This window comes from Mycobacterium florentinum (genome assembly GCF_010730355.1).
GTDB lineage: Bacteria > Actinomycetota > Actinomycetes > Mycobacteriales > Mycobacteriaceae > Mycobacterium > Mycobacterium florentinum.
This window is the reverse complement of sequence record NZ_AP022576.1, coordinates 1154470-1181253: the sequence shown is the minus strand read 5'-3', so window position 1 is coordinate 1181253 and position 26784 is coordinate 1154470. Positions and strand designations below refer to the sequence as shown.

Sequence of the window (26784 nt, the reverse complement as noted above, 5' to 3'; positions counted from 1 at the left end):
TTGTCCTGTAATACAGCGGCCCGCTAATTTTCAGTGTTGTCGGGTCGGGGCCGGGTTGAAACCCCTTTTCCCTACTGTTCGCGTACGGTGCCTGTAGCACTTGGGCTGTTTCGAGCGCAGGAGGGACACCTTGACCGGGCACGACGCTTTCGTCCAGACGATCCCGGCATTGCCCGCCTACATTCCGCAAGACGTCGACATGACGGTGGTCAAGGCACAGGTTGCCGCCTCCGGGGTCAGCGCGCCACCCGAGGCGATGCCGGCCCTGCTCGACGTGGTCAACCACGCTCATGCGGCGGGCATCAACCTGAAAATCGTTTTGCTCGACCACAACCCGCCCAACGACACGCCGCTGCGCGACATCTCCACCGTGGTCGGCGCCGACTATCACGACGCCACGGTCCTGACGCTCAGCCCGAACTTCGTCGGCACCTACAGCACGCAGTTCCCGCGGGTCACTCTCGAGGCCGGCGAAGACATTGCCAAAACGGGCAACCCGGTGGTCTCGGCACAGCACTTTTTGCACGAGTTGGAAACCCCCGAATTCCCCTGGACCGGGCTGACTATTTTCCTGCTTATCGGTGTGCTCGCCGCGGCCGTCGGCGCCCGGTTCCTGCAGTTGCGCAGTAGGCGTTCAGCAACCCCGGTCGAGGCGGGCGACGCCCACGCCGGCGAGCCTGCCAAGGGCGTCTAACCACCTGTATCCGACTCGGCCGATTTCGCCGGGTCGAACTCGCCTTGCCACACGGCAAATCGGGCAGATCACCGTTCGGTCACATTAAACGCACGTAGAGGGTTGCGATTTGTGACGAGCATTTCCCCGGCGACCACTGTGACGTACGGTGCAAATGATGCTCGTGTTGTCTTTGGCGCTTGTAGTGAAAAATGGGGCTGGCGCCGCCTTCCGCGCTAAGCCCAAGGGGAGCTAAGTCGAATGAGACTCACACGCCGGGGCTCTGCTGCGCGACCCTTCGCCAGGCTGGTCCGTCCGGTCATTCCAACGATCCTGAGTGTGGCCGTGCTCGTCACCACTGCGGGTCTGGCGCAGGCTGATCCGAACGCCGAGGGCCTCGGCGCGCTGATCGCCAACGTCGCCAAAGCCAACCAGCGTCTGGAAGACCTGAGCGCCGAAATCCAGGGCGAGCAAGAGGCCGTCAACAAGGCCCTGGTCGATGTGGAGACCGCACGGGACAACGTGACCGCCGCGCAGCACGACCTCGAGGTCAGCCGGCAATCGGTCAGGGATGCCAACGCGGCAATCGCTGCGGCCCAACGCCGTTTCGACACCTTCGCGGCGGCCACCTATATGAATGGTCCGTCGGGCAGCTACCTGACCGCGCGGAGTCCCGAGGACATCATCGCCACCGAAAGCGCTTCGCGGACCCTGGCGGCCAGCTCCCAGACGGTGATGGACAACCTGCAGCGGGCGCGCACCGAGCAGGTGAACAAGGAGTCCGCGGCCCGGCTGGCCAAGCAGAAAGCCGAAAAGGCCGCTGCCGACGCGAAATCCAGCCAGGACGCCGCGGTCGCCGCACTGACCAACTCGAAGCACAAGTTCGAACAACAGCGTGAGCAGATCATCCGCCTGGCCGCCGAGCGAGACGCGGCTCAGGCCAAACTTCAGCAGGCGCAACTCGCGTCCGCGCATTGGTCGACCGGCGCGGGAGACCCCGGTGTGCCGACGTCGGGCGACCGGTGGGATCCGGGAGCGCCGGCGGGTGCACCCCCGTCCGGGGGCCGGCATTGGGACGGTTGGGATCCCACGCTTCCCATGGTGCCGAGCGCCAACGTGCCGGGTGACCCGGTCGCGGTGATCAACCAGGTGCTGGGCATCTCGGCCACCTCCACTCAGGTGACCGCGCAAATGGGGAAGGGTTTCCTGCAGTCGATCGGCATTCTCAAGCCCGACGACACCGGGATCACCAACGCCACACCGGGTGGGGTCGGAGGACGCATTCCGCGGGTCTACGGTCGGCAGGCCTCCGAATACGTGATCCGCCGCGGTATGTCGCAGATCGGCGTGCCCTACTCCTGGGGCGGCGGCAACGCGGCCGGCCCGAGTAAGGGAATCGACTCGGGTGCCGGGATCACCGGCTTCGACTGCTCGGGCCTGGTCCTGTACTCGTTCGCCGGGGTGGGCATCAAGCTGCCGCACTACTCGGGTTCGCAGTACAACCTGGGTCGCAAGATCCCGTCCTCCCAAATGCGCCGCGGCGACGTCATCTTCTACGGCCCGGGCGGTAGCCAGCACGTGACGATCTACCTCGGTCAAGGCCAGATGCTCGAGGCCCCCGACATCGGCTTGAAGGTGCGCGTTGCGCCCGTGCGCACCAGCGGCATGACGCCCTACGTGGTCCGCTACATCGACTACTAACGAGGAGCTATGCGGCAGAAGCGTTTTCGCGTCATCAACCTGGTCTGGGTCACCGCTATGGTGACCGGGCTGATGTTGTCTGTCGCCGCTCCGTCCAACGCCGACCCCGGAGCCTGGGATCCGACGCTGCCGGCCACGATCAGTGCCGGCGCCCCGGGCGACCCGCTGGCCGTCGCCAACGCCTCGTTGCAGGCGACTGCGCAGGCCACCCAGACCACGATGGACCTGGGCAGGCAATTCCTCGGCGGTCTCGGGATCAACATCCTGGGTGATCCCGCTCCCGCCGCCTCCGCCACGCCCACCAACCCGGGCGCAAAGATCCCGCGCGCGAACGGCCGTCAGGCCATCGAGTACGTGATCCGGCGGATGGGCTCCCAGATGGGGGTGCCGTACTCGTGGGGTGGCGGCTCGCTGCAGGGTCCGAGCAAGGGCATCGACGACGGCGCTAACATCACCGGATTCGACTGCTCGGGGTTGATGCGGTACGGGTTCGCCGGGGTGGGCGTGCTGATCCCGCGGTTCTCCGGCGACCAGTACAACGCCGGGCGCCACATTCCTCCCAGCGAGGCGCGGCGCGGCGACCTGATCTTCTACGGTCCCGGCGGCGGCCAGCACGTCACGATGTACCTGGGCAACGGCCAGATGCTGGAGGCCTCCGGAAGCGCGGGCAAGGTGACCGTGAGCGCCGTGCGCAAGCCCGGCATGACGCCGTACCTGACTAGGATCATCGAGTACTGACCCCGGAATGCCGTCGGGACGTTTGCTCGCCAGCGAAGCGCGACGTCGACGGAATCCCAGGGGCCTGGAATAGTTGGACAAGGGCACGTCGCTGCCCCACGACATTTGTCGTGACGGCAGTTGTGTCTTATTGAGCTGTGGAGGGTTGTAGATGACAGCAGCAGGTGGGCCGCCCCCGGGCGCCAGTGGTTACCCGGCCGGGCAGTCTGGTCCCGGAGCCCATGCCGCGCCGTCAGGTGGCGGCGACGGATTGGCTGCCGAAGTACACACCCTGGAACGGGCAATCTTCGAGGTCAAGCGCATCATCGTGGGCCAGGACCAGCTCGTCGAGCGAATGCTGGTCGGGCTGCTGTCCAAGGGCCATGTGCTGCTCGAAGGTGTGCCCGGCGTCGCCAAGACGCTGGCCGTCGAAACATTCGCGAAGGTCGTCGGCGGCACGTTCGCGCGTATCCAGTTCACACCCGACCTGGTGCCCACCGACATCATCGGTACGCGCATCTACCGCCAGGGCAAGGAAGAGTTCGACACCGAGCTCGGCCCGGTCGTGGTCAACTTCCTGCTTGCCGATGAGATCAACCGTGCGCCCGCCAAGGTGCAGTCGGCACTGCTGGAGGTCATGGCCGAACGTCAGGTGTCGATCGGTGGTAAGCGATTCCCGCTGCCCAACCCGTTCCTGGTGATGGCGACGCAGAACCCGATCGAGCACGAGGGTGTCTATCAGCTGCCCGAGGCGCAGCGCGACCGCTTCCTGTTCAAGATCAACGTCGGCTACCCGACGCCCGAGGAAGAGCGCGAGATCATCTACCGGATGGGTGTCAAGCCGCCGCAGCCCAAGCAGATCCTGGACACCGGCGACCTGCTGCGGCTGCAGGACGTCGCCGCCAACAACTTCGTGCACCACGCGCTGGTCGACTATGTGGTGCGCGTCGTCACCGCCACTCGCCATCCCGAGCAGCTCGGCATGAACGACGTCAAGACCTGGATCTCGTTCGGCGCATCCCCGCGTGCCTCGCTGGGCATCATCGCGGCGTCCCGTTCGCTGGCATTGGTGCGTGGTCGCGACTACGTGATCCCGCAAGACGTCGTCGAGGTCATTCCCGACGTGCTGCGCCACCGTTTGGTGCTGACCTATGACGCGCTGGCCGACGAGATCTCGCCCGAGATCGTGATCAACCGTATCCTGCAGACCGTTTCGCTCCCGCAAGTGAATGCCGTTCCGCAGCAAGGTCATTCGGTACCGCCGGTGATGCAGGCTGCGGGTGTGGCCAGCAATCGGTGACCGATCCGAACCCCGCCGCCAAGTCGGCGGCTCTACATCCGCCATCGTTTCAGCGCGGGCAGATCGACGACCCGAAATTGTCGGCGGCGCTGCGCACGCTGGAGCTCACGGTGCGGCGCAAGCTCGACGGCGTCTTGCACGGTGACCACCTCGGCTTGATCCCCGGGCCCGGTTCGGAGCCGGGGGAGTCGCGCGAGTATCAGCCCGGCGACGACGTCCGGCGGATGGACTGGGCGGTCACCGCGCGCACCACCCATCCGCACGTCCGGCAGATGATCGCCGACCGCGAGCTGGAGACCTGGATGGTCGTCGACATGTCGGCCAGCCTCGACTTCGGCACCACGGTCTGCGAAAAGCGGGACCTGGCGGTGGCCGCCGCGGCCGCGATCACGTTCCTCAACAGCGGTGGCGGCAACCGGCTCGGTGCGCTGATCACCAACGGGGCCACCACGGTCCGGGTGCCGGCCCGGTCCGGCCGTCAGCACGAGCAGACGCTGCTGCGCACGATCGCGACCATGCCCAAGGCCCCGGTCGGGGTGCGCGGTGACCTGGCGGTGGCCATCGATGCGTTGCGCCGGCCCGAACGCCGCCGTGGAATGGCCGTGATCATCAGTGACTTCCTGGGGCCGATCAACTGGATGCGGCCGCTGCGCGCGATCGCGGCCCGCCACGAGGTGCTGGCCATCGAGGTGCTCGACCCGCGCGATGTCGAACTGCCCGACGTGGGTGACGTCGTGCTGCAGGACGCCGAAACCGGGGTGACCCGTGAATTCACGGTCGACGCGCAACTGCGCGACGACTTCGCCAAGGCGGCCGCGGCGCATCGTGCCGACGTGGCCCGCACGATTCGTGGTTGTGACGCACCGGTTTTGACGCTGCGCACCGACCGCGACTGGATCGCCGACATCGTCCGCTTCGTGGAGTCCCGCCGGCGCGGGGCTATGGCGGGGCGCCAGTGACTCGCGCTTTTCCCAAGGCGGTCATGCACGGCAAGACGGGTCTGCGATGACGATGCCCTTGCTCGGCGCGATGTCGCTGTCCGGGTTCGAACACGCGTGGTTCTTCCTCTTCCTGCTCGTCGTCGTCGGGTTGGCCGTGCTGTACGTGCTGATGCAGCTGTCTCGCCAGCGGCGCATGCTGCGGTTCGCCAACATGGAGCTGCTGGAGAGCGTGGCTCCCAAGCGGCCCGCCAAATGGCGCCATGTGCCGGCGATCCTGCTGGTCCTGTCCCTGGTGCTGTTCACCGTCGCGATGGCGGGCCCGACCAACGACGTCCGGATTCCCCGTAACCGCGCGGTGGTGATGCTGGTGATCGACGTGTCGCAATCGATGCGGGCCACCGACGTCGAACCGAATCGGATGGCCGCCGCGCAGGAAGCGGCCAAGCAGTTCGCCGACGAGCTCACGCCGGGCATCAACCTCGGGCTGATCGCCTACGCGGGAACCGCGACGGTGCTGGTGTCGCCGACGACCAATCGTGAGGCGACCAAAATCGCCCTGGACAAACTGCAATTCGCCGACCGGACCGCCACCGGGGAGGGAATCTTCACCGCGCTGCAGGCGATCGCGACGGTCGGTGCGGTCATCGGCGGCGGCGACAAGCCGCCCCCGGCGCGGGTCGTGTTGTTCTCCGACGGCAAGGAGACGATGCCGACCAACCCGGACAACCCCAAGGGCGCCTATACCGCCGCGCGCACCGCCAAGGACCAAGGGGTGCCGATCTCGACGATCTCGTTCGGCACCCCGTATGGCTTCGTCGAGATCAACGACCAGCGCCAGCCGGTGCCGGTGGACGACGAGACGATGCGCAAGGTTGCCCAGCTATCGGGTGGGAGTTTCTACAACGCCGCGACCCTGCAGGAGCTCAAGGCGGTCTACGCGTCACTGCAACAGCAGATCGGCTACGAGACGATCAAGGGCGACGCCAGTGTCGGCTGGCTGCGGCTGGGCGCAGTGGTGTTGGCGCTGGCAGCGCTGGCGGCGTTGCTGATCAACCGGCGACTGCCGACCTGACGTTCCTTCGTCGCGAGCGTAACGCCACGGTCATTTTGGGCGGGATTTCTAGCCCCAGCGTTACGCTCGGCGCGCTCGTGCCTCGCGGACGCGACGGATGATGTCCTCGGGGTGGTCCTCGGCAACGACCCGAACGACTATCCAGCCTTTCCGCTCGAGCATCTCGAGACGACGGATGTCCTTCACGTATTGCCTGCGGTTGGACAGATGATGGTCGCCGTCATACTCGACGCCCACCTTGATGTCTTCCCAGCCCATATCCAAATATGCTTCGGCCCAACCCCATTCGTTGTGGACCGCGATCTGAGTTTGCGGACGCGGAAACCCGGCGCGGATCAATAGCAGGCGCAGCCAGGTCTCCTTCGGGGACTGCGCGCCGCCGTCGACGAGCTCAAGTGCGGCTCGGGCGGCTTTGATGCCACGGCGGCCCCGATAACGCTCGACCAATTGCTCGACGTCGGCCGCCTTGAGCTCTACCGCTTGCGCGAGCGCATCGATGGATGCGACGGCGACGCCCAACCGTTGCCGTCGCGCCAAATCGAGAGCCGTTCGCGCCGGGGTTGTCACGCGGATGCCGTCAACGATGGCGATCTCGTCGGCCTCGATCCGCTCTTCCCAGACGTCGACTCCCGCAGTGGTGCGGCGGTTGGTGTCGATGATCGCCGCCGATGAGGCCGGATCGATCCACTTGGCGCCGTGCAGCGCGGACGCGGAGAACCCGGCCAGGACGCCGCGCCGACGGGATCGAAGCCAACACGCTTTCGCCCGCACCATCGGGGTCAACTCTGTGCCCCTCGCGATGTACACGTCGTGATGCACCGCGACGTACCGTCTGCGCAGGTCGCAACGGGTTAATTCGTGCGCGGCCAGGGCTTCACTGCCCAGAAACGGCTCCGTCATGGCGGAAGTGTGCCGACCACCACCGACATCGCGCCGCGAGCGTAACGCCACGGCTATTTTGCGCTGGAATTCTCGCCCTGGCGTTACGCTCGCGAGTCCGTTAAGCCTTTGCGCCCCGGCAAGCCGATTGCAGCCCCGCCGCACGGAGACGATAAGTTGGCCAGGTGACTGACGTAGCCACCGACTCCGCCACCGCCGGCGGCAAACCCCCGTTCGTATCCCGCTCAGTCCTGGTGACGGGCGGAAACCGGGGGATCGGCCTGGCGATCGCGCAGCGACTGGCCGCCGACGGCCACAAGGTCGCCGTCACCCACCGTGGATCCGGGGCGCCCGAAGGGCTGTTCGGCGTGGTCTGCGATGTCACCGACAACGGCGCCGTCGACCGCGCCTTCAAAGAGGTCGAGGAGCACCAGGGTCCGGTCGAGGTGCTGGTGTCCAATGCGGGTATCTCCAAGGACGCGTTCCTCATCCGGATGACCGAGGAGCGGTTCGAGGAGGTCATCAACGCCAACCTCACCGGCGCGTTCCGGGTCGCCCAGCGCGCAGCGCGCAGCATGCAGCGCAAGCGATTTGGCCGCATCATCTTCATCGGCTCGGTCTCCGGCAGCTGGGGCATCGGCAACCAGTCCAACTACGCGGCCGCCAAGGCCGGTCTGATCGGTATGGCCCGCTCGATCTCGCGGGAGCTGTCCAAGGCCGGGGTGACCGCGAACGTGGTGGCCCCCGGCTACATCGACACGGAGATGACCCGGTCGCTCGACGAGCGGATCCAGGAGGGCGCCCTGGAATTCATCCCGGCCAAGCGGGTCGGCACCGCCGAGGAGGTCGCCGGGGCGGTCAGCTTCCTGGCGTCGGAGGACGCGAGCTACATCGCCGGTGCCGTCATCCCGGTTGACGGCGGCATGGGCATGGGCCACTGAGTACAGAAGGACGGACGAGAAAAGACATGTCAGGACTACTCGAAGGCAAGCGGATCCTCGTCACGGGGATCATCACCGACTCGTCGATCGCGTTTCACATCGCCAAGGCGGCACAGGAGGCCGGCGCCCAGCTGGTGCTGACCGGGTTCGACCGGTTGCGGTTGATCCAGCGCATCGCCGACCGGCTGCCGGAGAAGGCCCCGCTGATCGAGCTCGATGTGCAGAACGAGGAACACCTCGGCTCCCTCGCGGAGCGGATCACCGCCGAGATCGGCGACGGCAACAAGCTTGACGGTGTGGTGCACTCAATCGGCTTCATGCCGCAGACGGGGATGGGCATCAACCCGTTCTTCGACGCGCCCTACGAAGACGTCGCCAAGGGCATTCACATCTCGGCGTACTCCTACGCTTCGCTGGCCAAAGCGGTACTGCCGATTATGAATTCCGGCGGCTCCATCGTCGGCATGGACTTCGACCCGACCCGGGCGATGCCGGCCTACAACTGGATGACAGTCGCCAAGAGCGCACTGGAATCGGTCAACCGATTCGTGGCACGTGAGGCCGGAAAGTCCGGGGTGCGCTCGAATCTCGTTGCAGCCGGCCCGATCCGGACGCTCGCCATGAGCGCCATCGTCGGTGGCGCGCTCGGCGAGGAGGCCGGTGCCCAGATGCAGCTGCTCGAGGAGGGCTGGGACCAGCGCGCCCCGATCGGCTGGAACATGAAGGACCCGACACCCGTCGCCAAGACGGTGTGTGCGCTGCTTTCGGACTGGCTGCCGGCGACCACCGGCAGCATCATCTACGCCGACGGCGGCGCCAGCACCCAATTGCTCTAGGCAGCAATGGATTTCGACGCCGTCCTGCTGTTGTCCTTCGGCGGACCGGAGGGGCCCGAGCAGGTTCGGCCATTCCTGGAGAACGTCACCCGGGGCCGCAATGTACCGCCGGAGCGGCTCGACGACGTCGCCGAGCACTACCTGCATTTCGGCGGCGTCTCGCCGATCAATGCCATCAACCGTGCGCTGATCATGCAAATCGAGGCCGCGCTCGCCGACCGCGGTCTGGATCTGCCGGTCTATTTCGGCAACCGCAACTGGGAGCCGTACGTCGAAGACACGGTAACGGCCATGCGCGACAACGGGGTTCGTCGCGCCGCGGTGTTCGCCACGTCGGCGTGGAGCGGATACTCCAGCTGCACGCAGTACGGCGAGGACATCGCCCGCGCTCGCGCGGCCGCGGGGCCCGACGCGCCCGAGTTGGTCAAGCTGCGACCCTATTTCGACCATCCGCGGTTCGTGCAGATCTTCGCCGACACCATCGGTGCGGCTTCCGGCGCGCTCACCGCCGAGCAACAGGCCGGCGCGCGTCTGGTGTTCACCGCGCATTCGATTCCGGTGGCCGCCGACGAGCGCCTCGGGCCGCGACTGTACAGCCGCCAAGTCGCGTACGCCGCAAGCCTTGTCGCGGCGACCGCCGGATACAGCGAGTACGACCTGGCCTGGCAGTCCCGCTCGGGCCCGCCGCAGGTGCCGTGGCTGGAACCCGATGTCGCCGACCATCTCACGACGCTGGCCGGCGCAGGCACCAAGGCGGCGATCATCTGTCCGATCGGTTTTGTCGCCGACCACATCGAGGTGGTGTGGGATCTCGATCACGAGTTGGCATCTCAGGCCGAAGCGGCCGGCGTGGCGCTGGTGCGCGCTTCGACGCCCAACGCCCACCCACGTTTCGCGCAACTGGCCGCCGACCTGATCGACGAACTGCGGTACGGCCGCGCGGCCGAGCGGGTGACTGGCCCCGACCCGGTGCCGGGCTGCCTGGCCAGCGTCAACGGCGCGGCCTGCTGTCCGCCGCATTGTGTTGCGCGAGAAGGTGGTTAGTCGGCCCAGGCCGAGTACAGGATCGCGTTCACCGCGGCCATTCGCGCGGAACGCACCACCGCGTGCAGCGGCCGCAGCGCGTCGCCGGCGATGCGGGCTTCGGAAGACGATTGCGTGCCGAGTGGTTCCAAGCCGGCGGCGATGTGCGCGGCGGAACGGTCGGACGAGTCGGCCCGGCTCAGCCCGGCGCTGACCGTGATGATCGCGTCGACATGTGCGGCGTTCTCCAGCACCCGCAAGGCCCGGGTCGGCGCGTGGTCGGGAATCCGGTGTTGCCGTGCGGATTCCAGTAACTGCTCGACGAGTCCTCGCGGATCGTCGATGTCACTTGCCGACCCCAGTCCGATGGTGCCGAGTGCATCGGCGGCCGAACGCACGGCCGACCGCAGTGAGTATTCGGCATCGCCCAGCTCGTGGTGATCGAACACCGGCGCACCCGGCAGTGAATACACCGTCCAGGCCAGCGCACACAGTTCCGGTGTACCCGGGTCGTCGTCGCCGGGCTCGTCGAGATCGGCATAGGAGAACTCGGGGACCAAACCGACCGCCGCGGTGGGATCGTCGGGGTGAGTGATGATCACCGCCTCACCGGCGGCCAGGGCGTCGCGCTCGAACTGCGTCCCGGGAGCCAGGCCGCGCACGTCGCCGGGAACCGGCAACACCACGTTGATCGTCCCGGGCAATCGACCTGGGGCCCCGGCGGCCCCCGGCAGCGTCACCCGGCCAACCGCGGCGCGCAGCGTTTGCAACAACGAGACGGTTCCGGCGTCGTGGACGTCGGGCCACGGCAGTCCGGTGTGGCCGGCGGCGACTGCATCATACGCGGTAACGGATTGTTTTGGTGCCCAAAGAGATAACGCGTCCAACACGTCGTCGGGCGCGGCCTTGCCCGCGAGCCAGGCGTTGGCCCAGACGGACAGCGAAACACTTGGACACCACATGATCTCGCAGTGTAGTTGTTCGGTCCGGCAAAGGCGGATCACGCGTATTCTGACGGCATGGCGATCGCGCTGAGCTGGCTAATCTTCGCGCTGGCTCTTGCCGGGGCCGAGGCGCTGACGGGCGATATGTTCCTGCTGATGCTGGGAGGTGGAGCGCTGGCCGCCTCCGGCACCGCATGGCTCACAAACGGGCCGATCCTGGTCGACGGGGCGGTGTTCCTGGTTGTTTCGGTCCTGCTGGTCGTGCTGGTCCGGCCCGCTTTGCGGCAGCGAATGACCCCGAAGTCGCTGCTGACGGGCATCAAGGCGCTCGAGGGCAAACGCGCGGTGGTACTCGATCGGGTCGCGCGCGACGCGGGCCAGGTGAAGCTGGACGGCCAGGTGTGGACGGCGCGTCCGTTCAACGACGGCGACGTCTACGAGCCCGGCGAATCCGTCACCGTCGTGCACATCGATGGTGCGACGGCGGTGGTCTTCAAGCACTAGCCAGTCGGCCCAGACGCTGCGAAGACGCTGCGAGAGAAAGGAACTCCGGTGGAAGGTGCGGTTGCAGGTTTGGTGTTGCTGGCCGTCCTGGTGATCTTTGCGATCATCGTGGTGGCCAAGTCCGTTGCGTTGATCCCGCAGGCCGAGGCGGCGGTGATCGAACGGCTGGGCCGGTACAGCCGGACGGTCAGCGGGCAGCTGACCCTGCTGGTGCCGTTCATCGATCGGGTCCGGGCACGGGTCGACTTGCGCGAGCGGGTGGTGTCGTTCCCGCCGCAGCCGGTGATCACGGAGGACAACCTGACGCTCAACATCGACACCGTGGTCTATTTCCAGGTCACCGTGCCGCAGGCGGCCGTCTACGAGATCAGCAACTACATCGTCGGCGTCGAGCAGCTCACCACCACCACGCTGCGCAACGTCGTCGGCGGCATGACGCTGGAGCAGACCCTGACCTCGCGCGACCAGATCAACGGGCAGCTGCGGGGTGTCCTCGACGAGGCGACCGGCCGCTGGGGCCTGCGGGTCGCCCGGGTCGAGCTGCGCAGCATCGACCCGCCGCCGTCGATCCAGGCCTCGATGGAAAAGCAGATGAAGGCCGATCGGGAGAAGCGGGCGATGATCCTGACCGCCGAAGGCACCCGGGAGGCGGCGATCAAACAGGCCGAGGGCGCCAAGCAGGCGCAGATCCTGGCCGCCGAGGGCGCCAAGCAGGCCGCGATCCTGGCCGCCGAGGCGGACCGGCAATCCCGGATGCTGCGCGCCCAGGGTGAGCGCGCCGCGGCCTACCTGCAGGCGCAAGGGCAGGCCAAGGCCATCGAGAAGACGTTCGCCGCGATCAAGGCCGGCCGGCCCACCCCGGAGATGCTGGCCTACCAGTACCTGCAGACGCTGCCGAAAATGGCGCAGGGCAGTGCCAACAAGGTATGGGTGGTGCCCAGCGACTTCAGCGCGGCGCTACAGGGTTTCACCAGGCTGCTGGGCACGCCGGGCGAGGACGGGGTGTTCCGGTTCGAGCCGTCTCCCGTCGACGACGTGTCCACGCACCCGGCCGACTCCGACGATGCCGAGGTGGCCGATTGGTTCTCCACCGAGACCGATCCCAAGATCGCCCAGGCGGTGGCCAGGGCCGAGGCGATCGCCCGCCAGCCGATCGACGGCCAGCCGCCGGAATTGACCCAATAGGATTGCCGGATGAGTGTTTTGAGTTCCCCGAAAACCTATGTGGCGCTGGGCGCATTCCACGCCGTCGACGCGGTGTTGTGCGGGGTCCAGGTGCCGCCCGTCAAGAAGGTTCTGGACGACGTGGGACTTCCGGACAACGTTCGGCCCGTGCTGCCGGTGGTGAAGGCGGCCGCCGCGGTCGGCCTGCTGTCGGTCACCCGTTTCCCCGCCCTGGCGAGGCTGACGACGGCGATGCTGACGCTGTACTTCGTCCTGGCGGTGGGTGCACACGTGCGGGTGCGCGACAAGGTCGTCAATGGCCTTCCGGCCGCGGTGTTTTTGGCCCTGGTCGCCGCGATGACGGTGAAGGGACCGGACGACAACTAGCGGATCGCCAATGCCGTTGTGCCGCTTAGGGACCGGGCGGTAACGGCGGCGCGGGCACGACGCTCGGCGCGGGCGCGGGCGCGACGCTGGCGGAAGGTGCCGGAGCGACGCTGACGGGCGGAGCCGGATACGCCGGGGTCGACGAGAACGGTGGCGGATAGGGCGGCGGCGGCAGCTGCACCCGGATGGTGAAGACCAATCCGGTGACCGCGAAGGCGGCGACCGCCCCGACGATCAGGCCGACCAGGCCCGCGGCGACCAGCGCGGCGGTGGAAAAGCGCCGTCCGGGCGCACCGGTGTGGGCGGTGTCGGAGGTCATGCGGCTCCCCACGTTGCTCGTCGTATCGGTGCGGTCGATGGTCAGCGCGGTCCGGATTGTTGTGTGGTCACGGCGGTCAGATGCCACCTGTCCAGCCACGGCTGCACGAGCTCGGCAACCGAGAATTTAGCCGGGGCCAGGCATCCCGCGTTGGGATTGGCGGGATTGCTGCCCCGGATGTCGATGCCGACCGCGGTGGCGGTGCCGTCGTTCTGGATGAGATAGACCGGGCCGCCGGAGTCGCCGCATTGACCGCCCGCCGCGAACGAGACCTTGCTGTCGGTGACGTCGAGGATCGCCCCGCACTCGGCCTCGCCACTGCTCATGCCGAACTTGCACAGCTCCTGTCCGATCGACAGGTCGGTCGTGACCCCCGTGATCGGCAACGTGGCAGCGACGGCCGGGCTCTGCGGCACATTGTCGCCGTTGAGCACGATCAGACCGATGTCGTGCTGCTCGTTGTGAACGCCTTCGCTGACAGTCCGGATGAACGTGCCCAGCTTCGCGTACGGGAGGATCCCGCCGAGGTTCATCACCACCACGCTCGGTTTCTGCGGCCGATTGCAGTGTCCGGCGGTGAGAAGACCAGCCTCGCCCATGCTGGTGCGCACCAAAAATCCAGCCGTACACCCCATTCCACCGGAACCATCGGTGTAATCGACGTAAATGCCCGTACCCGGTCCCGCGACCGCGGACGCGGGCAACGCGATGGGCGTCAGGTTTGGTTCTGAGAGGTCCGGCACGTGCGTGACGTTCTTGGGCACCAGCCAGATGGCCGCTATGCACACGACAGCGGCGAACGCCGCGGCGATCGTCAGTCCCGAGGCGTGCGTACGCGCTCGGGGTGCCGGCGGGTAGCGGACCGCTGCTGCGGCGAGGACGCCACCACCGGTCGGGACGCGAAGCAGCTTGATCCGATCGAGCAGGAAGGACAAGACCGCGACGGCCACCGACGCGAGGGCGCAGAGCAAAAGCATCAGGAGACCGGCCCGCGACGGCTGCAGGCCGAAACTCGCGAGCTGCTGCGCGTAGACCCGCTCCATTGCGTAAATCTTTCAGGCAACGGGCGGCTCGCTCAACAAAATGGCTGAGTTAGCTGAAAATGACGGGTTCGGAAACCGGCTCGTCGGGCTCGGAAGCGGGCTCTTCGGCCGCGTGGTGATGCCGGCGGTAGTGCCGTATTTCGAAGAACAGCCCCGTCAGCCCCAGCGTGCTGGTGACCAGCGACACCAGGAACAGCAGCGGACTGGGGTGACCGGCCAACGCGTCGCCCAGAAACACGACCGCGGCGGTACCCGGCAGCAGGCCGGCCAGGGTCGCCAGCGTGTACGGCAGGATGCCGACCGCGGACGCGGCGGCCGCATAGTTCACCACGGAAAACGGCAGCACCGGGATCAGCCGCAGCGACAAGACCGACACCCAGCCGCGTTCGCGCAGGCGCTGGTCGGCGCGCTGGATCGCCCGGAAGCGCACCAGCCGGTCGAGCCGCCAGCCCGCGGCGCGGACCAACAGCAGCGCCAGCACCGCGCTCGCCGTGCTGGCGACCACCGCGATCAGCACGCCCAGGGCCGGGCCGAACAGCAGACCCGCGGCCAGGGTGAACGCCGTGCGGGGGACCGGCACCACCGTGACGACGATGTGCGCGACCAGAAATGCCAGCGGGAACCACGGGCCCAGGGATTGGGCCCAGTCGCGCAGCTGCAGCGCGCCCGGCAGCGGAACCCACAGTGCCACTGCGACCAGGACTGTGATTACGACCACTGCCGCGATGGAGCGCGACGGGGACAGCTGGCGCACGCTCGCGCCCAGCGCGCGCGAGAGACTGCGCAGCGTGCTGGTGGTTTTGGTGGTGGCCGGGTCCGTCACGCCTGTCAACGTTACGGGCCAGAAATGAATATCTTGTATCCCGAGCCTGGTGTTTCGGCAGAGACCTGGCCCGATCCCGTCACCCCGCGGTTTTTTGCGACGGGGGCAATCATTTAGCCTGATTAGCAAGTCGAGTGTTGCTCACCAACCTCAAGCAACGTTGCCAATAGCTGCGAAAACAGGAGCAGTCGGTGTCCATTGACGTACCCGAGCGTGCGGACCTGGAACAGGTCCGCGAGCGCTGGCGCACCGCGGTCGCGGGTGTGCTTGCCAAGAGCGCCCGCAAGGATCCCGCCGAGCTGGGGGAGCAACCCGAGCAGCTGCTGGACACCCCGACCTACGACGGGTTCGCTGTCCGCCCGCTCTACACCGCGTTCGACGAGCTGCCCGAGCCGTCCCTGCCCGGCGAGTGGCCCTACCTGCGCGGCGCTGACCCGTTGCGCGACGTCAAGTCCGGCTGGAAGGTCGTCGAGGCGTTTCCGTCCGTCGGTGCCACCGCCGCCGAAACCAACGCGGCCGTGCTGGGTGCGCTCGGCGACGGCGTCAGTGCGCTGCTGCTCCGAGTGGGGAAGGACGGTGTCGCGCCCCAGGACCTCGAAGGGCTGCTCGCGGGTGTTTACCTGAGCATGGCGCCGATCATCCTCGAGGCCGGCGCCGACTACGCTGCGGCGGCCGACGCGATGCTGGCCCTGGTGGCCGAGGTCGAATCCGACCAGCGCGCCACCTTGTCGGTAGACCTGGGTGCCGACCCGTTGACCGCCGCGCTGAGCGGACGTCCCGCGCCGGCGATCGACGAGGTCGTCGCGGTCGCCTCGCGGGTGACCGGCGATCGCGGCGTGCGGGCGATCACCGTCGACGGACCCGCCTTCCACAACCTTGGGGCCAACGCGACCTGGGAGCTGGCCGCCGGCATCGCGGCCGCGGTGGCCTATCTGCGGGTGCTCACCGAGTCGGGCATGCCGGTCCGGCGGGCGCTGGGCCAGATCAGTTTCCGGCTGGCCGCCGACGATGACCAATTCATGACGATCGCCAAGATGCGTGCCGTGCGCCAACTGTGGGCGCGGGTCGCCGACGTGGTCGGGGAGCCCGACGCCGGCGGGGCGATTGTGCACGCGGAGACGTCCCTGCCGATGATGACCCAGCGCGATCCGTGGGTGAACATGCTGCGCAGCACGCTGGCCGCGTTCGGCGCCGGTGTCGGTGGCGTCGACACCGTGCTGGTGTTCCCGTTCGACATCGCGATCCCCGGCGGATTCCCCGGCACGGCGCGAAGCTTCGCGCGGCGCATCGCGCGCAACACCCAGCTGCTGCTGCTGGAGGAGTCGCACGTGGGCCGGGTGCTGGACCCCGGCGGCGGATCGTGGTTCGTCGAAGACCTCACGAAGCGGCTTGCCGAGGGCGCCTGGGAACACTTTCAGGCCGTCGAGGGCCGCGGCGGATTCGTCGACGCTCGCGACTACATCGCCGAGGTGATCGCCGACATTGCCGCACGGCGTGCCGATGACATCGCGCACCGCCGCACCTCGATCACCGGCGTCAACGAATTTCCGAACCTGGCCGAACCCGCACTGCCGCAAGGCGATTCGATCGGTTACCCCGAGGTCGGGAACTTACGACGTTACGCGGCGGGATTCGAGGCGCTGCGCGATCGCTCGGATGCCTTCCTGGCCCGCACCGATTCCCGCCCCAAGGCGCTGTTGCTTCCGCTGGGCCCGCTTGCCGAGCACAACATCCGCACCACGTTCGCGGCGAACCTGCTGGCGTCGGGCGGCATCGAGGCGGTCAACCCGGGAACGCTGGACGCCGACGGGGTCGCCGCGGCGGTGTCCGATGCGGGATCGCCTGCGGTGGTGGTGATCTGCGGCACCGACAAGCGATATGCAACCGAAGCCGCCGCGATCGTCGATGCGGCGCGCAACGCCGGGGTAGCGCGGATCTACTTGGCCGGGCCGGAAAAAGCCGTCGCCGATACCGATCCCGAGCATCGGCCCGATGAATACCTGACAGCCAAAATCAATGCAATCGAAGCCCTTTCGGATCTGCTCACTCGGTTGGGGGCGTAACACGATGACGACGTCTACTCCTGTGATCGGCAGTTTCGCCGACATCCCACTGCACGGCGATCGCGAGGGGCGCCAACCCACCGAAGCCGCCGTGGCAGAGCACATCGCCGCGGCCGCCGCGGCGCACTGGTACACGCCCGATCAGTTGATCTGGCACACGCCGGAAGACATTGCCGTCAAACCGGTTTACATCGCCGCCGATCGCGCCGCCGTCGAGGCCGACGGCTACCCGTTGAACAGCTTCCCGGGTGAACCGCCGTTCGTCCGCGGCCCGTACCCGACGATGTATGTCAACCAGCCGTGGACCATCCGGCAATACGCCGGTTTCTCCACCGCCGCGGAGTCCAACGCGTTCTACCGCCGCAACCTGGCCGCCGGGCAGAAGGGTCTGTCGGTGGCGTTCGACCTGGCCACCCACCGCGGATATGACTCGGACCACCCTCGTGTTCAGGGTGACGTCGGAATGGCCGGTGTGGCAATCGATTCCATCCTGGATATGCGGCAGCTGTTCGACGGGATCGACCTGTCGACGGTGTCGGTGTCGATGACGATGAACGGCGCCGTGCTGCCGATTCTGGCGTTGTACGTGGTGGCCGCCGAGGAGCAGGGGGTGCCGCCGGAGAAGCTTGCCGGCACCATCCAGAACGACATCCTCAAAGAGTTCATGGTGCGCAACACCTACATCTATCCGCCGAAGCCGTCGATGCGCATCATCTCCGACATCTTCGGCTATACCAGCGCCAAGATGCCGAAGTTCAACTCCATCTCGATCTCCGGCTACCACATCCAAGAAGCCGGTGCCACAGCCGATTTGGAGCTGGCCTACACGCTGGCCGACGGCGTCGACTACATCAAGGCCGGGCTGGACGCCGACCTGGACATCGACAAGTTCGCGCCGCGGCTGTCCTTCTTCTGGGGCATCGGGATGAACTTCTTCATGGAAGTCGCCAAACTGCGGGCGGGCCGGTTGCTGTGGAGCGAACTGGTCAGTCAGTTCAACCCGAAAAGCGCGAAATCGCTGTCGCTGCGCACACATTCGCAGACGTCAGGTTGGTCGCTCACCGCGCAGGACGCGTTCAACAACGTCGCCCGCACCTGCATCGAGGCGATGGCCGCGACCCAGGGCCACACCCAGTCGCTGCATACCAACGCGCTGGACGAGGCGCTGGCGCTGCCCACCGACTTCTCCGCCCGGATCGCCCGCAACACTCAGCTGGTGCTGCAGCAGGAGTCGGGCACCACGCGGCCGATCGACCCCTGGGGCGGCTCGTATTACGTGGAGTGGCTGACGCATCAGCTCGCGCAGCGGGCGCGCGCCCACATCGCCGAGGTCGCCGAGCACGGCGGTATGGCCCAGGCCATCGACGACGGCATTCCCAAGCTGCGCATCGAGGAGGCCGCCGCGCGCACCCAGGCCCGGATCGACTCCGGGATCCAGCCGGTGGTGGGGATCAACAAGTATCAGGTCGAGGAGGACCAGGAGGTCGAGGTCCTGAAGGTCGAAAACAGCCGGGTGCGCGCCGAACAGCTGGCCAAGCTGAAAGACCTGCGCGCAGGCCGGGATTCGCAGGCAGTCGAGGCCGCCCTGGCCGAGTTGTCCCGGGCGGCCGCCGCGCACGGCCGCGCCGGGGCAGACGGACTGGGCAACAACCTGCTGGCGCTGGCCATCAACGCCGCGCGGGCCAAGGCCACGGTCGGGGAGATCTCGGATGCGCTGGAGAAGGTGTACGGCCGTCACCAGGCGGAGATTCGTACGATCGCCGGCGTCTACCGCGACGAAGCCGGAAAGGCTCCGAACATGGCAACCGCCACCGAACTAGTCGAGAAGTTCGCCGAGGCCGACGGCCGCCGGCCCAGGATCCTGGTGGCCAAGATGGGCCAGGACGGCCACGACCGCGGTCAGAAGGTGATCGCGACGGCATTCGCCGACATCGGGTTCGACGTGGACGTCGGATCGCTGTTCTCCACCCCCGAGGAGGTGGCCCGCCAGGCCGCCGACAACGACGTGCATGTGGTCGGTGTGTCCTCGCTGGCCGCCGGGCACCTGACCCTGGTGCCGGCCCTGCGCGACGCGCTGGCCGAGGTGGGCCGGTCCGACATCATGGTCGTGGTTGGCGGCGTCATTCCGCCCGGCGACTTCGACGAGCTCTACGACGCGGGGGCCGCCGCGATCTTCCCGCCCGGAACGGTGATCGCCGACGCCGCTATCGGCTTGCTGCACAAGCTTGCCGAGCGGTTGGGCTACGACCTCAGCTAGATGGCGACCGATGCGGGCAATTCCGTCGAAGGGTTAGCCCAGGCCATTCGCGACGGCGATCGCGCGGCGCTGCCACGGGCCATCACGATGCTGGAGTCCACCCGCGCCGACCATCGCGAGCGGGCGCAGCAGCTGTTGCTGGATCTGCTGCCCGACTCCGGAAACGCCCACCGAGTGGGCATCACCGGAGTCCCCGGGGTCGGAAAGTCCACCACCATCGAGTCGTTGGGCATGCATCTGATCGACCGCGGCCACCGGGTCGCGGTGCTGGCGGTCGACCCCTCCTCGACGCGGACCGGGGGCTCGATCCTCGGCGACAAGACCCGAATGTCGCGACTGGCAGCGCACCCGGATGCCTACATCCGGCCATCGCCGACATCCGGAACTCTGGGCGGCGTAGCAAAGGCCACCCGGGAGACCGTCGTGCTGCTGGAGGCGGCCGGTTTCGACGTGATTCTCATCGAAACCGTCGGCGTCGGCCAGTCCGAGGTGGCCGTGGCCAACATGGTCGACACCTTCCTCCTGCTGACCCTGGCCCGCACCGGTGACCAGCTACAGGGCATCAAAAAGGGCGTGCTCGAACTGGCCGACATCGTCGTGGTCAACAAGGCGGACGGTGAGCACCTGCCCGAGGCGCGTAAGGCCGCCCGGGAGCTCTCGTCGGCGATCAGGCTGATCTACCCGCGCGAAACCCTATGGCGACCACCGGTTCTCACGATGAGCGCGATGGAGGGCAGTGGTCTGGCCGAGATGTGGGACACCGTCGAGCGGCACCGTAAGGTGCTCACCGAGGCCGGAGAGTTCGAAACCCGGCGACGAGCGCAGCAGGTCGACTGGACCTGGCAGATGGTCCGGGACACGGTCCTGGACCGGGTGCTGTCCAACCCGGCCGTGCGCAAGATGCGCGCCGACCTGGAGCGGCAAGTCAAAGCGGGCGAACTGACGCCCGCGATGGCAGCCCAGCAAATACTGGACGCCGCGTCGCGCTAACGGAAAGGTAAATTCATCCGTGTTTGCGCCTCCGATAGGCCGATCCGAAGTAAATTCAAAATTGTGACGGTAGACAACGGGGTCGCTCGCCGCACGAACCCCTCCCACGATGTCCCTGACGCAGGTCATCGTGTGTTCGGTGCGGCGGACCCAAACTTTTCTTGCGTTGTGCGCGGTTTTTCGAGCTTGTTCCCCGGCCGCCGCTTCGGCGGTGGAGCGCTGGCGGTCTACCTCGATGGCCAACCGGTTGTCGACGTGTGGACGGGCTGGTCGGACCGGGCGGGCCGGGTGCCCTGGACGGCCGACCGGGCGCCGATGGTGTTCTCCGCGACCAAGGGCATGGCCGCGACGGTCATCCACCGGCTCGCCGATCGGGGGCTGATCGACTACGAAGCCCCGGTCGCCGAGTACTGGCGTGAGTTCGGGGCCAACGGAAAATCCACGCTCACCGTTCGCGAGGTGATGCGGCATCGGGGCGGTTTGTCGGGCTTGCGCGGCGCCACCCAGGAAGACCTGCTCGATCACCTCGTGATGGAAGAGCGGCTGGCCGCCGCACCCCCCGGACGCCTGCTGGGGAAACCGGCCTACCACGCGCTGACCTTCGGCTGGCTGATGTCCGGCCTGGCCCGGGCCGTCACCGGTAAGGGCATGCGGGCGCTGATTCGTGAGGAACTGGCCGAGCCGTTGGGCACCGATGGCTTACACCTGGGCCGCCCGCCCGCCGACGCCCCGACCCGGGTCGCGGAGATCATCATGCCGCAGAACGTCATCGGCAATCCGGTGATCGGCTACGCGGCACGCAAGCTCGCCATGGAGGTGTCCGGCGGCTTCCGGTCGCTGTACTTCCAAGGCGTCATGGCTGCCGTGCAGGGCGACATTCCACTGCTGGACGCCGAGATGCCGGCGGCCAACGGGGTGGCGACGGCTCGCGGGTTGGCGCGGATGTACGGCGCCATCGCCAACGGTGGTGAAATCGACGGCACCCGGTTCTTGTCGCCGGAGATCGTCGCCGGGCTGACCGGACGGCGCAGCCTGAAGCGGGACCGAAACATCATGGTGCCCTTGTCATTCCACCTCGGCTATCACAGCGTGCCGTTCGGCAATGTGATGCCGGGCTTCGGGCACGTCGGGATGGGCGGGTCGTTCGGCTGGGCCGACCCCGCGTCCGGGCTGGCATTCGCGTTCGTGCACAACCGGCTGCTGTCGCCGTTCCTGGTGCTCGATCACTCCGGGGTGGCCACGCTGGGCAATCTGCTCCGGGTGGGTGTCGGCAAGGCCCGCAAGCGCGGTTTCCGGCCCGTCAGCGAATTCGGGGCGCCGTTCAGCGAGCCCGACGCCGCCGTCGGCTGATCGCGTTCCCCGTCGAGATTTCGGGTTAAGCGGTAAAATCAGCCAAGCCTCGATGGTGAACGCCCGGTTACCAGCCAAAGAACCACGAGGTAGGGGGCCGAGCGAAAGGCTTTTCGGTGCGCACAGACACGTACGAAACCGACGCGCCCGCGTTTATTTTTCTGCTATCCCGTCAATTACATCAGGCAATGAGCAAAAGTCGATGTCGTGGCACCTTTTGCGCCGCATGCCACACGGAGTCGTGTTCGTGACGGCGACGGTCGGCCGGGCGAAGAACTCGCGCCAGGCCAAGAGCACACAACGCAGGGTCGTCCTGTTCGTGCTCGGGCCGCAACGATCGGGAACATCGGCGATCACGCGCGTTCTTTCCCTCTCCGGGGGTGCCCTGCCAGCCGGGATGCTGGGCGCCGACGCCGGCAATCCGCGCGGCTATTGGGAACCGCGAAAAGCCATCGCCATCAACGAAACCATCCTGTATCGCCACGCGACCGCCTGGTTCGATCCGTCACTGCGCTCGATGGACGACGACGCGCTGGACGCCAGGGAGAAGGCCGCCTGCATCGGTCAGATCGAGGACTACCTCACCAAGCTGCCCCAGGCACCGCTACTGGTGATCAAAGAGCCCCGGATCACGACGTTGTCTCCGCTGTGGTTCGAGGCCGCGCGACGGGCCGGGTTCGAGGTTGCGGCCGTGATCGCGGTACGCCATCCCATGGAGGTCGTCGCGTCGGTCGCGGCGACCTGGCAAGTTTCGCGGCAGCTCTCGGCTGCCCTGTGGTTGAAATACAGCCTGCTGGCCGAGCGATACACGCGCGGCCTGCCGCGCGTTTTCGTTGACTATGCCGACTTCGTGGATAACTGGCGCCGCGAGGTCAAGCGGATTGCCACGACCCTTGACATCGATCTGAACACGCAGCAAGAGGACGCCATCGAGGAGTTCCTCACTCCCGATCTGCGGCGCCAGCGGCACTCCGGATGCGTGCAAGGGCTGGGCGGCGCGGATTGGATTTCCACGGTCCACGCCACGCTCTGCGAGGCTGCACACGATGAGCCGCTGGATGGGGCCGCGCTGGACCGCATTTTCGAGTGGTATCGCGCGAGCGAACACGAGTTGCGCTCGGCCTTCGCGGATTTCCGCGCTCTTTCCAAGAGGGCCCTCTACCGTTTCCTGCGGCCCTCGATCGCGATGCCGATGATGGAGCTTGTCGCGTTGGCACACCGGCGCCGGGGGACCTGGGCCTAGCGATTCGCTGGGCTGTCGAAAAGCCTTGTCCCGCAGGGGCATAATCGCCATCGGTAATCCGTGTGGGTGCCGTACAGAATTTCGGCGATCAGACACCCGGCGCATCGAGCGGGACCGGCCGGCCAGGACCGAAATCCGGAATGCCGCTGGCGCGAGGGCGGTCCTCGATATGATCGACCGGACCCATTGACGAACGGGAGACGTCGGCTCTTGTCACAATCCGTGCTTATCACTGGTGGAGCTGGATTCATCGGGTCCGCGCTGTCGCGCCGCCTGGTCAAGGCCGGTTATGACGTCGCTGTGCTGGATGTTCTGCACCCGCAGGTGCATGCCCCAGGTCAGGCCATCGATTTGCCGGCATCCGTGCGGTTGTTCACCGGCGACGTCACCCACGCACCCGACTGGGATGCCGTGCTTCGGTTGTTCCGTCCTTCGCAGATCGTGCATTTGGCCGCCGAGACCGGAACGGCGCAATCGCTCTCCGAAGCGACGCGGCACGGCTCGGTCAACGTGGTGGGTACCACCCAGCTTCTCGATGCCCTCAGCCGCTCGGGACTCGTGCCCGACCAGCTTGTGCTGGCGTCATCGAGGGCTGTCTACGGCGAGGGCGCTTGGCAATGCGGCACGCACATCTTCTATCCGCGGCCCCGCAGCCATGCACAGCTGGTGGCGGGGAACTGGGATCCGCAAAGCCCCACCGGTGAACCCGCGGTGCCACTTCCGAGCCGCGCGGGCCGAACCGAGCCCCGGCCCACCAACGTATACGCGGCGACCAAACTCGCCCAGGAGCACACGCTGGCGGCCTGGACCGCCGCGCACGACACGAATGTCAGTGTGCTGCGCCTACAGAACGTCTATGGGCCCGGCCAGTCGCTGACCAACTCGTACACCGGAATAGTCGCGCTCTTCGCACGGTTGGCGCGTGAGCAGCATTCGCTGGAGGTTTACGAAGACGGTCGGATCGTGCGCGATTTCGTGTATATCGACGACGTGATCGACGCGCTGTTCGCGTCGGTGCAGCAACCCGCGGCCGAGCAGCGCTGCGTTGACATCGGATCGGGCACGCCGACAACGATTCATGAGCTGGCAAAAACGATCAGCGCCGTTTGCGGGGCCCCCGAACCGGTCGTCGTATCGAAATTCCGCGATGGCGACGTGCGTGCCGCGAGCTGCGACATCGAGCCTGCCAAAGAAGCGCTGGATTGGCGTCCGAGGTGGACGCTCGACGACGGTTTGCGAAAACTGCTGGAATGGATCGAACAACAGCGCGAATCCTCTTCCGCGACAACCGATCACGCGCCCGAATCAGGCCGCCCGGTAGCGGAACATGCCGGGCGGAACTAACCGCGGCCGGACGTCAAACAGCACGGTGTGCAACGACTGGGCACGCACCGCACCGTCACTGGTGATCACGCGGTCATGGATCGGGCCCGACATGGGCTGGACGCGCTGTAGTCGGGTTCGCTGCGCAGCTCAGGGTGATTTATGGGCAATCGTGTGATTCATTCATTAACTTGGAGTGATTCGCCTTAATCTAGCCAGGAGAGGGAGGTGAACCGGTGGGCGTTGTGGTCGACAGGCGGGCAGTGGAGCGGACGGCAGTTCATCGTCTGTGGAAAGCGGTCCTGATTGGCATTGCGCTCGTCGTGGCTACGGCATGTTTCTTCGTGCCGGCTCTGCTCATCCCGATCGGCGCACTGCTGGTGTTGCTGGTAGTCGGGCGAATCGTTTATCCGGGGCGGGACCGCTACATTCCCAACCTGTACGCCCGTGACACCAGGATCTATGACGACGCCTACGGTGAGTTCATTCATCAGACCATGTCGGATTTGCGTCGACGCCGAATTCGAAACCACACATTGTTGTCGGAGGCCTCGAGTTTGGCGGGTCCATCTCTGGGGGACTCCGACGAACTAATCCTCGACCTCGGCGTCTGGATCGGATGGTCGACAAGGCTCATATCGGATGCGAGCGACCGGATGGTTTACGGTTTCGACAGCTTCGAGGGTCTCGTCGAAGACTGGAAACTCGAGGACCATGTCGTCAAGCGCGGAACATTTTCATTGTCAGATCCGTTCGCGCAACGTTTTATGCACGCTACCGGCGTGAGTTTCCACGAGGGCCTGCCCGATGCCCTGGGTCGTAAAGTCCAGTTCATCAAGGGAAGTACCTACGACACGCTGGCGCCATTTCTCGCCGAGCGGCCAAATGCGCCGATCAGGCTCTTTCACATGGATTTGGACACCTATGAGAGTTGCCTGCATGGCTTGGAAACATGCAAGGAGCACTTCGTCCCGGGGTCGATCCTTGTCTTCGATGAGTACCTTGTCACCAACGGCGAAATGCGGGCCTTCTTCGAGTTTCAGTCACGCTACGAACTGGAATGGCAATACCGGGCCTGGGGCCTCGAGATGATGGAGATGAATCTCGAAATGGTCACTGCCGGATGGAAACGCGCCTTCTACCGCATGATCGCGATTCCGGTGTATTGGTTGATCGGGGAGGGTAGCTTCGCCGTGAAGTTCTTACGCAAGCCGTTTTGGCGATTTTGGCTGGGCGCTCCGATAGGCGACATGCTTTTCCTGCTTGGTGCCGCCGGGTCGCGGAAGTCGGTGAGTCTCGAGATCACCGGTCTGGGTAAGCTCGACCGGATGCGCTAGCCTGACCGGCGGTCGGCGGTAGACTGCCACACGCCGTGGGGCCCGGGAACCGCGAAACGCGTTGACGGCGTCGGTGGACGTCTAGGCTGAACAGCCGGTTGACATATGGGAGTAGAGGCATGGCAAGTAGGGGGCAGTTTTGACCGCGACCGAAACTGATTCGCGATCGGCATATCTCGACCTGCTCCGTCGCGACCTCACCAGATACGGTCAGGATCAGCTGGTACCAGTCGGCTGGTATCGCCTGGGACGGCCCGTTTTCAATACGCGCAATTTTATGCTGGTGCGTAAATATCCCTTTGACCAGCATGCGCGGGACTTGGGCCTGGATTGGCCGACGGACGCCCTGACGATGATCGGAATGCAGCGGCTGACCAGTCTGCAGCATTGCGTCGAGACGGTGCTGGCCGACGGGGTTCCGGGCGACTTAGTCGAGTGCGGTGTGTGGCGCGGCGGCGCTTCGATTCTGATGCGCGCGATCCTTTCCGTTTACGGGGACCAGACGCGAACGGTGTGGCTGGCCGATTCGTTTGCCGGTGTGCCGCCCCCGGATACCGCGAATTACAAAGCGGATAAAGGGATTAAGCTGCACCGCCACGCAAAGATATTGGGCGTGCCGGAGGCGGAAGTCAGGGCGAATTTCGAGCGTTATGGTTTGCTTGATGACCAGGTCCGCTTTATCCCCGGCTGGTTCAAGGACACGTTGGCCGACGCTCCGGTCGAGCAGATTTCGGTCTTGCGGCTCGACGGCGATCTGTATGAATCGACGATCCAGGCCCTCGATGCCCTTTATCCGCGCTTGTCGTCCGGGGGCTATTGCATTATCGACGATTACCATGCGCTGAAAGCGTGTGAGCAGGCTGTGGCCGACTACCGCGAGAAGCATGGGATATCGGCCCCGATTGAAGAAATCGACGGCACCGGCGTGCTGTGGCGCAAGCCATAACGACCACA

General features: G+C 66.4%; 25 protein-coding genes. 20 read left to right on the top strand and 5 right to left on the bottom strand.

Going from position 1 to position 26784, the window contains the following annotated elements; all coding sequences use genetic code 11:
- Positions 1-130: 130 nt before the first annotated feature.
- From G6N55_RS05445 to G6N55_RS05420, 6 genes are all read left to right on the top strand, one after another.
- Complete coding sequence (locus G6N55_RS05445) at positions 131-694, top strand: Rv1476 family membrane protein (RefSeq protein WP_085221819.1); 564 nt, start codon at positions 131-133, stop codon at positions 692-694.
- Between the two features lie 240 nt (positions 695-934).
- Complete coding sequence (gene ripA / locus G6N55_RS05440; RefSeq protein WP_085221820.1) at positions 935-2374, top strand: NlpC/P60 family peptidoglycan endopeptidase RipA; 1440 nt, start codon at positions 935-937, stop codon at positions 2372-2374.
- A gap of 9 nt (positions 2375-2383) precedes the next feature.
- Positions 2384-3112, top strand: coding sequence for an NlpC/P60 family peptidoglycan endopeptidase RipB (gene ripB, locus G6N55_RS05435; protein ID WP_085221821.1), 729 nt, complete (start codon positions 2384-2386; stop codon positions 3110-3112).
- 151 nt (positions 3113-3263) lie between these two features.
- The gene (gene moxR1 / locus G6N55_RS05430; RefSeq protein WP_085221822.1) at positions 3264-4391 is read left to right on the top strand and encodes a chaperone MoxR1; all 1128 of its coding nucleotides are present in this window, start codon (positions 3264-3266) and stop codon (positions 4389-4391) included.
- A complete protein-coding gene (locus G6N55_RS05425) occupies positions 4388-5350 on the top strand; it encodes a DUF58 domain-containing protein (RefSeq protein WP_085221823.1) in 963 nt (320 codons plus the stop codon). Before moxR1 ends, G6N55_RS05425 begins: the two co-directional genes overlap by 4 nt.
- 46 nt (positions 5351-5396) lie before the next feature.
- Positions 5397-6404: a VWA domain-containing protein gene (locus tag G6N55_RS05420; protein WP_085221824.1), complete on the top strand. Its 1008-nt coding sequence runs from the start codon at positions 5397-5399 to the stop codon at positions 6402-6404.
- Positions 6405-6464: 60 nt separating this feature from the next.
- Here G6N55_RS05420 and G6N55_RS05415 read toward each other — a convergent pair whose 3' ends face one another.
- Entirely contained in the window at positions 6465-7304 is an 840-nt protein-coding gene (locus G6N55_RS05415; protein ID WP_085221825.1) for a type IV toxin-antitoxin system AbiEi family antitoxin, read from the bottom strand.
- A gap of 164 nt (positions 7305-7468) precedes the next feature.
- Here G6N55_RS05415 and fabG1 point away from each other — a divergent pair, with 164 nt between their 5' ends.
- The 3 genes from fabG1 to G6N55_RS05400 are packed head-to-tail and all read left to right on the top strand — an operon-like array spanning position 7469 to position 10104.
- Positions 7469-8224: a 3-oxoacyl-ACP reductase FabG1 gene (gene fabG1 / locus G6N55_RS05410; RefSeq protein WP_085221826.1), complete on the top strand. Its 756-nt coding sequence runs from the start codon at positions 7469-7471 to the stop codon at positions 8222-8224.
- A gap of 26 nt (positions 8225-8250) precedes the next feature.
- On the top strand, positions 8251-9060 hold the full coding sequence (gene inhA / locus G6N55_RS05405; protein WP_085221827.1) for an NADH-dependent enoyl-ACP reductase InhA: 810 nt from the start codon (positions 8251-8253) through the stop codon (positions 9058-9060).
- 6 nt (positions 9061-9066) lie between these two features.
- Positions 9067-10104, top strand: coding sequence for a ferrochelatase (locus G6N55_RS05400; protein WP_085221828.1), 1038 nt, complete (start codon positions 9067-9069; stop codon positions 10102-10104).
- Here the strand turns inward: G6N55_RS05400 and G6N55_RS05395 are convergent.
- Positions 10101-11045 (bottom strand): hypothetical protein, encoded by a 945-nt coding sequence (locus G6N55_RS05395; RefSeq protein WP_085221829.1) that lies wholly within the window; start codon positions 11043-11045, stop codon positions 10101-10103. The genes G6N55_RS05400 and G6N55_RS05395 overlap by 4 nt on opposite strands.
- Before the next feature lie 57 nt (positions 11046-11102).
- Between G6N55_RS05395 and G6N55_RS05390 the strand changes: the two genes are divergently transcribed.
- The 3 genes from G6N55_RS05390 to G6N55_RS05380 are packed head-to-tail and all read left to right on the top strand — an operon-like array spanning position 11103 to position 13082.
- Positions 11103-11531: an NfeD family protein gene (locus G6N55_RS05390; protein WP_085221830.1), complete on the top strand. Its 429-nt coding sequence runs from the start codon at positions 11103-11105 to the stop codon at positions 11529-11531.
- Positions 11532-11579: 48 nt separating this feature from the next.
- Positions 11580-12716, top strand: a complete 1137-nt coding sequence (locus G6N55_RS05385; protein ID WP_085221831.1) for an SPFH domain-containing protein — start codon at positions 11580-11582, stop codon at positions 12714-12716.
- 9 nt (positions 12717-12725) lie between these two features.
- The gene (locus tag G6N55_RS05380) at positions 12726-13082 is read left to right on the top strand and encodes a DoxX family protein (RefSeq protein WP_085221832.1); all 357 of its coding nucleotides are present in this window, start codon (positions 12726-12728) and stop codon (positions 13080-13082) included.
- A 25-nt stretch (positions 13083-13107) separates the two neighbouring features.
- On the opposite strand, the gene G6N55_RS05375 is transcribed toward G6N55_RS05380, so the two are convergent.
- Genes G6N55_RS05375 through G6N55_RS05365 form a run of 3 tightly spaced genes read right to left on the bottom strand, consistent with a single transcriptional unit; the run spans position 13108 to position 15267 of the window.
- Entirely contained in the window at positions 13108-13401 is a 294-nt protein-coding gene (locus G6N55_RS05375; RefSeq protein WP_085221833.1) for a hypothetical protein, read from the bottom strand.
- 41 nt (positions 13402-13442) lie between these two features.
- On the bottom strand, positions 13443-14444 hold the full coding sequence (locus G6N55_RS05370; protein ID WP_085221834.1) for a S1 family peptidase: 1002 nt from the start codon (positions 14442-14444) through the stop codon (positions 13443-13445).
- A 49-nt stretch (positions 14445-14493) separates the two neighbouring features.
- On the bottom strand, positions 14494-15267 hold the full coding sequence (locus G6N55_RS05365) for a TVP38/TMEM64 family protein (protein WP_085221835.1): 774 nt from the start codon (positions 15265-15267) through the stop codon (positions 14494-14496).
- Between the two features lie 191 nt (positions 15268-15458).
- Between G6N55_RS05365 and mutA the strand changes: the two genes are divergently transcribed.
- The 8 genes from mutA (at position 15459) to G6N55_RS05325 (ending at position 26776) form a co-directional block, all read left to right on the top strand.
- Positions 15459-17330, top strand: coding sequence for a methylmalonyl-CoA mutase small subunit (mutA, locus tag G6N55_RS05360; RefSeq protein WP_085221836.1), 1872 nt, complete (start codon positions 15459-15461; stop codon positions 17328-17330).
- A 4-nt stretch (positions 17331-17334) separates the two neighbouring features.
- Complete coding sequence (gene scpA / locus G6N55_RS05355; protein WP_085221837.1) at positions 17335-19587, top strand: methylmalonyl-CoA mutase; 2253 nt, start codon at positions 17335-17337, stop codon at positions 19585-19587.
- A complete protein-coding gene (meaB, locus tag G6N55_RS05350) occupies positions 19588-20577 on the top strand; it encodes a methylmalonyl Co-A mutase-associated GTPase MeaB (protein WP_085221838.1) in 990 nt (329 codons plus the stop codon).
- 63 nt (positions 20578-20640) lie between these two features.
- Entirely contained in the window at positions 20641-21927 is a 1287-nt protein-coding gene (gene lipL / locus G6N55_RS05345; RefSeq protein ID WP_085221839.1) for an esterase/beta-lactamase LipL, read from the top strand.
- A gap of 247 nt (positions 21928-22174) precedes the next feature.
- Entirely contained in the window at positions 22175-23170 is a 996-nt protein-coding gene (locus G6N55_RS05340) for a sulfotransferase family protein (RefSeq protein WP_085221876.1), read from the top strand.
- A 222-nt stretch (positions 23171-23392) separates the two neighbouring features.
- Positions 23393-24514, top strand: coding sequence for an NAD-dependent epimerase/dehydratase family protein (locus tag G6N55_RS05335; RefSeq protein ID WP_085221840.1), 1122 nt, complete (start codon positions 23393-23395; stop codon positions 24512-24514).
- A gap of 215 nt (positions 24515-24729) precedes the next feature.
- Entirely contained in the window at positions 24730-25830 is a 1101-nt protein-coding gene (locus tag G6N55_RS05330) for a class I SAM-dependent methyltransferase (RefSeq protein WP_085221841.1), read from the top strand.
- A gap of 139 nt (positions 25831-25969) precedes the next feature.
- Positions 25970-26776: a TylF/MycF/NovP-related O-methyltransferase gene (locus tag G6N55_RS05325; protein ID WP_085221842.1), complete on the top strand. Its 807-nt coding sequence runs from the start codon at positions 25970-25972 to the stop codon at positions 26774-26776.
- The last annotated feature ends 8 nt before the right edge of the window (positions 26777-26784 follow it).